Origin of the sequence: Maribacter sp. (genome assembly GCF_039968975.1) — a bacterium.
Taxonomy (GTDB): domain Bacteria; phylum Bacteroidota; class Bacteroidia; order Flavobacteriales; family Flavobacteriaceae; genus Maribacter.
Map to the genome: position 1 here is coordinate 21064 of NZ_JBDVOT010000226.1, position 9601 is coordinate 30664.

8 protein-coding genes, 3 tRNA genes and 1 pseudogene are annotated in these 9601 nt (G+C 36.4%); all 12 read left to right on the forward strand.

All coding sequences use genetic code 11. The features are described 5' to 3' along the window. Window positions 1-21: 21 nt before the first annotated feature. Window positions 22-94 (forward strand) — tRNA-Gly (locus tag ABJI11_RS15480). A gap of 71 nt (window positions 95-165) precedes the next feature. Beyond that, window positions 166-237: transfer RNA gene (locus ABJI11_RS15485), tRNA-Thr, on the forward strand. A 55-nt stretch (window positions 238-292) separates the two neighbouring features. Beyond that, the gene (tuf, locus tag ABJI11_RS15490; RefSeq protein WP_036155947.1) at window positions 293-1480 is read left to right on the forward strand and encodes an elongation factor Tu; all 1188 of its coding nucleotides are present in this window, start codon (window positions 293-295) and stop codon (window positions 1478-1480) included. Between the two features lie 100 nt (window positions 1481-1580). Further along, window positions 1581-1656, forward strand: a tRNA-Trp gene (locus tag ABJI11_RS15495). Window positions 1657-1711: 55 nt separating this feature from the next. Beyond that, the gene (gene secE, locus ABJI11_RS15500; RefSeq protein ID WP_036155945.1) at window positions 1712-1900 is read left to right on the forward strand and encodes a preprotein translocase subunit SecE; all 189 of its coding nucleotides are present in this window, start codon (window positions 1712-1714) and stop codon (window positions 1898-1900) included. Between the two features lie 7 nt (window positions 1901-1907). Beyond that, on the forward strand, window positions 1908-2459 hold the full coding sequence (gene nusG, locus ABJI11_RS15505) for a transcription termination/antitermination protein NusG (protein WP_276494416.1): 552 nt from the start codon (window positions 1908-1910) through the stop codon (window positions 2457-2459). 78 nt (window positions 2460-2537) lie between these two features. Next, window positions 2538-2975, forward strand: coding sequence for a 50S ribosomal protein L11 (gene rplK, locus ABJI11_RS15510; RefSeq protein ID WP_027067854.1), 438 nt, complete (start codon window positions 2538-2540; stop codon window positions 2973-2975). A gap of 18 nt (window positions 2976-2993) precedes the next feature. Next, window positions 2994-3683: a 50S ribosomal protein L1 gene (rplA, locus tag ABJI11_RS15515; protein WP_348354159.1), complete on the forward strand. Its 690-nt coding sequence runs from the start codon at window positions 2994-2996 to the stop codon at window positions 3681-3683. Between the two features lie 25 nt (window positions 3684-3708). After that, window positions 3709-4224 (forward strand): 50S ribosomal protein L10, encoded by a 516-nt coding sequence (gene rplJ / locus ABJI11_RS15520; RefSeq protein WP_036155939.1) that lies wholly within the window; start codon window positions 3709-3711, stop codon window positions 4222-4224. A gap of 51 nt (window positions 4225-4275) precedes the next feature. Next, the gene (gene rplL / locus ABJI11_RS15525; protein ID WP_073247357.1) at window positions 4276-4653 is read left to right on the forward strand and encodes a 50S ribosomal protein L7/L12; all 378 of its coding nucleotides are present in this window, start codon (window positions 4276-4278) and stop codon (window positions 4651-4653) included. A gap of 132 nt (window positions 4654-4785) precedes the next feature. Continuing rightward, window positions 4786-8595, forward strand: coding sequence for a DNA-directed RNA polymerase subunit beta (gene rpoB, locus ABJI11_RS15530; RefSeq protein WP_036155934.1), 3810 nt, complete (start codon window positions 4786-4788; stop codon window positions 8593-8595). A gap of 63 nt (window positions 8596-8658) precedes the next feature. Next, window positions 8659-9601, forward strand: a pseudogene (locus ABJI11_RS15535) (DNA-directed RNA polymerase subunit beta'); the annotation flags it as partial.

Genomic DNA, 9601 nt, shown 5'->3' on the forward strand with positions numbered 1-9601 from the left:
TGAAATATTGTAATATTATAAGCGGGAGTAGCTCAGTTGGTAGAGCGTCAGCCTTCCAAGCTGAATGTCGCCGGTTCGAACCCGGTCTCCCGCTCTATAAATTTGACAGTAATGTCATCCCTGCGAAGGCAGGAATCTATCTTTTGGGTGGGTTCAACACTTTACGCCGGTGTAGCTCAGGGGTAGAGCGTTTCCTTGGTAAGGAAGAGGTCACGAGTTCAATTCTCGTCATTGGCTCAATTAAGGTATAAATTTGTACACTAATATAAACTAAGAATAAAATACATTAAACATGGCAAAGGAAACTTTCGATCGTTCCAAACCGCACTTAAATATAGGTACTATTGGACACGTGGATCACGGTAAAACTACATTGACTGCTGCTATTACTACTGTTTTGGCAAATGCAGGTCTTTCTGAATTGAGAAGTTTCGATTCTATCGATAACGCTCCTGAGGAAAAAGAAAGAGGTATTACAATTAACACTTCTCACGTAGAGTACTCTACAGCTAATCGTCACTATGCACACGTTGACTGTCCTGGTCACGCGGATTATGTGAAGAACATGGTTACTGGTGCTGCTCAAATGGATGGTGCTATATTAGTTGTTGCTGCTACAGATGGTCCTATGCCACAAACACGTGAGCATATCTTATTAGGTCGTCAGGTAGGTATTCCAAGAATCGTTGTATTCATGAACAAAGTGGATATGGTTGATGATGAGGAATTGATCGAGCTTGTTGAAATGGAAGTAAGAGAATTACTTTCTTTTTATGAGTATGATGGTGATAATGGACCTGTAATCGCTGGTTCTGCGTTAGGTGCATTGAACGGTGAGCAAAAGTGGGTTGATACTGTTATGGAATTGATGGCTGCTGTTGATGATTGGATCGAGCTTCCTAAAAGAGATGTTGATAAAGATTTCTTAATGCCAGTTGAAGATGTGTTTACTATTACTGGTCGTGGTACTGTTGCTACTGGTCGTATAGAAACTGGTATTGCTAACACTGGTGATCCTGTTGAGATTATTGGTATGGGTGCTGAGAAATTAAACTCTACTATTACTGGGGTTGAAATGTTCCGTAAGATATTAGATAGAGGTGAGGCTGGTGATAACGTAGGTATCTTGTTGAGAGGTGTTGAAAAATCTCAAATTAGCCGTGGAATGGTAATCTGTAAGCCAGGTTCTGTTAAGCCACACGCTAAATTTGAAGCTGAGGTTTATGTATTGAAAAAAGAAGAAGGTGGTCGTCACACACCATTCCATAATAACTATCGTCCACAGTTCTACGTAAGAACAACAGACGTAACAGGTAACATTGCACTTCCTTCAGGGGTTGAGATGGTTATGCCTGGTGATAACTTAACTATTACAGTTGAATTGATTCAGCCAATCGCATTAAGCGTAGGTCTTCGTTTCGCTATCCGTGAAGGTGGTAGAACAGTAGGTGCTGGTCAAGTGACTAAGATTATAGATTAATTATAATCTAAAATAAGTATTGTGTATAAGGGTGTCCTGCTCAAGCGGGACACCTTTACATGCAAATAATAGAATACGTGATTTAAAAGTCACTATTCATACGGGTGTAGCTCAGTTGGTAGAGCACTGGTCTCCAAAACCAGGTGTCGGGAGTTCGAGTCTCTCCTCCCGTGCCACAATAGAATTTGGAATATAGGTATCCTATTTGTTGAAATTGTAAAAAGCATTTAAATGTTCACATATATAAAAGAATCCGTTGAAGAGTTGAGGAATAATGTTACTCTTCCATCACGTGCAGAATCATCTAACTTGATGGTTATTGTAGCTGTGTTTTCTATCCTTTTTGCTTTGGCAACTTGGGGAGTGGATACGGTCTTTAGTAAAGTGATTAAATCTTATTTCAACTTCGTTTTAAACTAATAGGACTATGTCAGAAGTATTGGATAAAAAGTGGTACGTTGTAAGAGCTGTTAGTGGTCAAGAGAATAAAATCAAAGGATACATTGAGAGTGAAGTCGAACGTCATGGTTTCTCTGACTATTTAGAAGATGTTCTTGTTCCTACCGAAAAGGTTGTTCAAATCAGAAATGGAAAGAAAATAAACAAAGAAAGAGTTTATTTTCCGGGTTATATTATGATAAAAGCAAACCTTGGTGGTGAAATGGTTCATATTATAAGGTCTATTACAAATGTAATAGGTTTTTTGGGGGAAACTAAAGGAGGGGATCCTGTTCCTTTAAGAAAAAATGAAGTGAACAGAATGCTTGGTAAAGTAGATGAGCTTGCTGTGAATACGGATAGTGTTGCTATCCCATTTGTTTTTGGTGAAACGGTAAAAGTTATTGATGGTCCTTTCAATGGCTTCAATGGTACTGTGGAGAAAATAAATGAAGAGAAACGTAAGCTTGAGGTTATGGTTAAGATTTTCGGAAGAAAAACACCATTAGAGTTGAGCTACATGCAAGTTGAAAAGATATAAGTATTAGAATAAGTGTTACATACATATAATTAAAGTAGTGTTGCTTCCGTAAACACACTTTCAATTTAATTTTAAACAATGGCAAAAGAAATAGGTAAAGTAGTTAAACTACAAGTTAAGGGAGGTGCAGCGAATCCATCGCCACCGGTTGGACCTGCCTTAGGAGCTGCTGGTGTTAACATAATGGAATTCTGTAAGCAATTTAATGCTCGTACACAGGATAAACCAGGTAAGATATTACCAGTTGTTATCACCGTTTACAAGGATAAGTCTTTCGACTTCGTTGTAAAAACTCCACCGGCGGCAATTCAGCTATTGGAAGCGGCTAAGATTAAAAAAGGATCTGGCGAACCTAACAGAGTAAAATTAGGTAGTGTTACCTGGGACCAAATCAAGGCAATAGCCGAAGATAAAATGGTTGACCTTAATGCATTTACGGTAGAATCTGCTATGAGTATGATAGCGGGTACTGCGCGTTCTATGGGTATGAAGGTAGCAGGAAAAAAACCTTTTTAAAATCTTAAAAGTAATTAAATGGCAAAGTTAACTAAGAAGCAAAAGGAAGCGCACTCCAAAATAGAGAAAGATAAATTATACTCTGTTACGGAAGCTTCAGCTTTAATTAAAGAGATAACCAATACAAAATTCGATGCATCTGTAGATTTAGCTGTTCGTTTGGGTGTAGATCCAAGAAAAGCAAATCAAATGGTTCGTGGTGTGGTAACATTACCTCATGGAACTGGTAAGGATGTTAAAGTTTTGGCTTTGGTAACACCAGACAAAGAAGCAGAGGCTCAAGAAGCCGGAGCGGATTATGTTGGTTTAGATGAGTATTTGGATAAAATCAAAAGCGGTTGGACGGATGTTGATGTAATCATCACTATGCCAAGTGTAATGTGTAAATTAGGACCGTTAGGTCGTGTATTAGGGCCAAGAGGTTTAATGCCTAATCCAAAAACAGGAACTGTTACTATGGATGTAGCGAAAGCTGTATCTGAAGTTAAAGCAGGTAAAATAGATTTTAAAGTTGATAAAACCGGTATCGTTCACGCAGCGATAGGTAAAGCTTCTTTTTCTGCTGATAAATTAGCAGATAATGCTAAGGAGTTGTTAGATACTTTGAATAAGATGAAGCCAACTGCGGCAAAGGGTGTGTATATGAAAACAATTTTCATGTCTAGCACAATGAGTCCTAGTTTGCAATTAGATCCAAAGTCAGTTTAACAACTGGTAGTTAAAAATTAATAGTATGACAAGAGAAGAAAAAGCAACGGTTATAAAAGATTTGACTACGCAGTTGGCAGATAGCAGCACTATATATGTAGCTGATATCTCAGGTTTAGATGCAGGAACAACTTCTGATTTAAGAAGAGCTTGTTTTAAAGCTGATATTAGACTAGCTGTAGTTAAAAACACATTGCTTGCAAAAGCAATGGAAGCTTCTGACAAAGAATTTGGTGAATTACCAGAAATATTAAAAGGGAATACCTCTCTTATGTTTTCTGAGGTTGCCAATGCTCCGGCAAAATTGATAAAGAATTTCAGAAAAAAATCTGATAAGCCTTTATTAAAAGGAGCTTTTGTAGAAGAAGCAATATATATAGGTGATGAAAACTTGGATGCTTTAGTTAGCATTAAGTCTAAAGAAGAAATGATTGGTGAAATAATTGGATTGTTACAATCTCCAGCCAAAAATGTTATTTCTGGACTTAAATCTGGTGGTGGAAAAATCGCTGGTATCCTTAAAACATTATCTGAAAGATAAGTACGCACAATAAACTAAGTATATTTTAAAAATTTTATTAAACGATAGAAAATGGCAGATTTAAAAGATTTCGCAGAACAATTAGTTAACTTAACAGTTAAAGAAGTAAACGAGTTAGCTGATATATTAAAAGATGAATACGGTATTGAGCCTGCAGCAGCAGCAGTAGCAGTAGCTGCCGGTGGTGGTGGTGAAGCTGGTGAAGCAGCAGAAGAGAAAACTGAATTCGATGTTATATTGAAAGCAGCAGGTGCTTCTAAATTAGCAGTAGTTAAATTGGTTAAAGAATTAACTGGTTTAGGTTTGAAAGATGCGAAAGATATCGTTGACAGCGCACCAAAAGCTGTTAAAGAAGCAGTTTCTAAAGATGAAGCTGAAGGTATCAAAAAATCATTGGAAGAAGCTGGAGCAGAAGTTGAGCTTAAATAATAGCAACAACCATATTACTTTTGGTTTAGGTCTTTGCGCTTTTTGCGTTTAGACCTAAGCCATTTTATAGAATTAGGTATATTAAGAGGTATACTACTCATTTAGTACTCACGATCAAAACACTGTCCGTAGATGTTCACAAATAATACTGAAAGAATAAGCTTCGCTTCCGCAAGAAACACACCGGATTACCCGGATTTCTTAGATATTCAGATTAAATCTTTCCAAGACTTTTTTCAACTAGAGACTAAATCAGATGAAAGAGGTAACGAAGGTCTTTATAACACCTTCATGGAAAACTTTCCAATTACTGATACAAGAAATCAGTTTGTATTGGAATTTTTAGATTATTTCATAGATCCACCAAGATATTCTATTCAAGAATGTATCGAGCGTGGTCTTACTTACAGCGTTCCTTTAAAAGCACGTCTTAAATTATATTGTACGGATCCTGAACATGAGGATTTCGAAACAATTGTACAAGATGTTTATTTAGGTACGATTCCTTATATGACTCCAAGTGGTACTTTTGTTATCAATGGTGCTGAAAGGGTTGTTGTTTCTCAGTTACACCGTTCTCCTGGTGTATTCTTTGGACAGTCTTTCCATGCAAATGGAACAAAATTATATTCTGCTAGGGTAATTCCTTTTAAAGGTTCTTGGATAGAATTTGCTACCGATATTAATGGCGTTATGTATGCTTATATCGATAGAAAGAAAAAATTACCGGTTACTACATTGTTTAGAGCTATTGGTTTTGAACGTGATAAAGATATTTTAGAAATTTTTGACCTATCGGAAGAAGTTAAAGTTTCTAATGCCGGACTTAAAAAAGTACTTGGTCGTAAATTAGCGGCAAGAGTTTTGAACACTTGGCACGAGGATTTTGTTGATGAGGATACTGGTGAGGTAGTATCAATTGAACGTAATGAAATCGTTCTTGACAGAGATACTATTCTTGAAAAAGAACATATAGCGGAAATTATAGATGCAGATGTAAAAACTATTCTTTTACATAAAGAGAATAATGCGCAGTCTGATTATGCTATTATTCATAATACATTACAGAAAGATCCAACGAACTCTGAAAAAGAAGCAGTTGAGCATATTTATCGTCAATTACGTAATGCTGAGCCGCCAGATGAGGAAACAGCGCGTGGTATCATAGATAAATTATTCTTCTCTGATCAACGTTACAACTTGGGTGAAGTTGGTCGTTACAGAATGAACAAAAAATTACAGTTGGATATTGGAATGGACAAGCAAGTCTTGACTAAAGAGGATATCATAACTATTATTAAATATTTAATTGAGTTAATTAACTCAAAAGCTGAGATTGATGATATTGATCACTTGTCTAACCGTCGTGTTAGAACGGTAGGTGAGCAATTGTCTTCTCAATTCGGTGTTGGTCTTGCACGTATGGCGAGAACAATTCGTGAGCGTATGAACGTTCGTGATAATGAGGTGTTTACACCTATAGATTTGATTAACGCTAAGACATTGTCTTCAGTTATTAATTCTTTTTTTGGTACAAACCAGTTATCTCAGTTTATGGATCAAACGAATCCATTAGCAGAGATTACGCACAAAAGAAGACTATCGGCACTAGGGCCAGGTGGTTTATCTAGAGAACGTGCAGGTTTTGAAGTACGTGATGTTCACTATACGCACTACGGTCGTTTATGTCCTATTGAAACTCCTGAAGGTCCAAACATTGGTTTGATATCTTCATTATCTGTATTTGCGAAAGTAAATCCGATGGGCTTCTTAGAGACACCGTATAGAAAAGTTACAGATTCTGTAGTTGACTACAAGAATTTCGCATATTTAAGTGCTGAAGAGGAAGAGGGAATGAAAATTGCGCAAGCAAACATTCCTATGAAGGAAGACGGTACAATTGATGCTGAAAAGGTTATTGCAAGAGAAGAAGGTGATTTCCCTGTTGTTGACCCATCAGAAATTCAATATACTGATGTTGCGCCTAATCAAATAGCATCTATATCTGCATCTTTAATTCCTTTCTTGGAACATGATGATGCAAACAGGGCTTTGATGGGATCAAACATGATGCGTCAAGCAGTTCCTTTATTAAAACCACAATCTCCGATTGTTGGTACAGGTTTAGAGCGTCAAGTAGCTTCAGATTCAAGAGTATTGATTAATGCTGAAGGTGATGGGGTTATTGAGTATGTAGATGCTCAAAAAGTAACTATTAAGTATGATAGAACTGATGAGGAAAGATTGATCAGTTTCGAAGACGATAGTAAGACTTATTTCTTGGTGAAGTTTAGAAAGACGAACCAGGGTACGAACATTAACCTAAAACCAATTGTACAAGTTGGTGATAGAGTTAAAAAAGGTCAAGTTCTTTGTGAAGGTTATGCAACTGAAAAAGGTGAATTAGCATTAGGTAGAAACTTAACAGTGGCATTTATGCCATGGAAAGGATACAACTTTGAGGATGCAATTGTAATTTCAGAGAAAGTTGTTCGTGATGATATTTTCACTTCTATACATGTTGATGAATATTCTTTAGATGTTAGAGATACTAAATTAGGAGCAGAGGAGCTTACGCATGATATACCTAACGTTTCTGAAGAGGCAACAAAAGACCTTGATGAAAACGGTATGATTAGAATAGGTGCCGAAGTTAAACCTGGTGATATTCTAATTGGTAAGATTACTCCAAAAGGAGAGTCTGACCCAACTCCTGAAGAAAAGTTATTACGTGCTATTTTTGGTGACAAAGCTGGTGATGTAAAAGATGCTTCATTAAAAGCTTCACCTTCGTTAAGAGGTGTTGTTATCGATAAGAAATTATTTTCTAGATCTGTAAAGGATAAGAGAAAACGTTCTGAAGATAAAGAAGAGCTTTCTAAATTAGAATTAGAATATGAAGTAAAATTCCAAGAATTAAAAGATGTTCTAGTTGAGAAATTATTTACTATTGTTAATGGTAAAACTTCTCAAGGTGTTCTTAATGATTTAGGAGAAGAAGTATTACCTAAGGGTAAGAAGTATACAATGAAAATGTTGAACTCTGTTGATGATTTCGCTCACTTAGTTGGTGGAAGCTGGACAACGGATAGTGATACTAATTCATTAGTAGCCGATTTACTTCATAACTATAAAATTAAACTTAACGATTTACAAGGTAACTTAAGAAGAGATAAGTTTACAATATCTGTTGGTGATGAGTTGCCAGCTGGTATTATGAAGTTGGCTAAAGTCTATATCGCTAAAAAGCGTAAGCTTAAAGTTGGTGATAAGATGGCAGGTAGACACGGTAACAAAGGTATTGTATCTAGAATTGTACGTCATGAAGATATGCCGTTCTTGGAAGATGGAACTCCTGTTGATATCGTTCTTAATCCACTGGGTGTACCTTCTCGTATGAACATTGGACAGATTTATGAAACTGTATTAGGTTGGGCTGGTCTTAAACTTGGTAGAAAGTATGCAACACCAATTTTTGATGGTGCTACTTTAGATCAGATTAATGCTTACACTGATGAAGCGGGTATTCCAAGATTTGGACATACATACTTATATGATGGTGGAACTGGACAACGTTTTGATCAACCTGCAACAGTAGGTGTGATTTATATGTTGAAACTTGGACACATGGTAGATGATAAGATGCATGCTCGTTCAATAGGACCATACTCTTTAATTACACAACAACCATTGGGTGGTAAAGCTCAATTTGGTGGTCAGCGTTTTGGAGAGATGGAAGTTTGGGCACTAGAGGCATATGGTGCATCTGCAACTTTACGTGAGATTTTAACGGTTAAATCTGATGATGTTATCGGAAGAGCTAAAACCTACGAATCTATTGTTAAAGGAGAAACAATGCCAGAGCCTGGTTTACCAGAATCTTTCAACGTTTTAATGCACGAACTTAAGGGATTAGGTTTGGATATTAGACTTGAGGAATAGTTCAATATTTTATATTGAAGAACTATTAAGTAAAACAAATTAAAACATTATCAGCACGCTATTATGGCTAGAATAAAAGATAATAACCCAGTAAAAAGGTTCGATAAAATTTCAATAGGATTAGCTTCGCCAGAATCAATTTTGGCAGAGTCTAGAGGTGAAGTTTTAAAGCCTGAAACAATTAACTATAGAACTCACAAACCAGAACGTGATGGTTTATTCTGTGAGCGTATTTTTGGTCCTGTTAAGGATTATGAGTGTGCTTGTGGTAAATATAAGCGTATTCGTTACCGTGGGATCGTATGTGACCGTTGTGGTGTAGAGGTTACAGAGAAGAAAGTTCGTAGAGACCGTGTAGGTCATATTAACTTGGTAGTGCCAGTTGCTCATATCTGGTATTTCCGTTCTCTACCAAATAAAATAGGATACTTATTAGGTTTGCCTTCCAAGAAATTGGATATGATTATTTACTACGAACGTTACGTAGTAATTCAGCCAGGTATAGCTAAAGGTCCTGAAGGTGAAGAAATCCAAAAAATGGATTTCTTGACTGAAGAAGAGTATTTGAATATTATTGATACTATTCCTCAAGAAAATCAATATTTAGAAGATTCTGACCCAAATAAGTTTATTGCTAAAATGGGAGCAGAGTGTTTAATTGATTTATTAGGTAGAATCAATCTTAAAGAGCTTTCTTTTGAGCTAAGACATAAAGCTAATACAGAAACTTCTAAGCAACGTAAAACGGAAGCTTTAAAGCGTTTACAAGTTGTAGAAGCTTTAAGGGAATCTCAAGAGAATAGAGAAAACGAGCCAGAATGGATGATTATGAAGGTAATTCCGGTTATACCACCAGAATTACGTCCATTAGTTCCGTTAGATGGTGGTCGTTTTGCAACTTCAGATTTAAATGATCTTTATAGAAGGGTTATTATACGTAACAACCGTCTTAAAAAATTAGTTGAAATAAAAGCTCCAGAAGTTATTCTTAGAAATGGGAAACGTA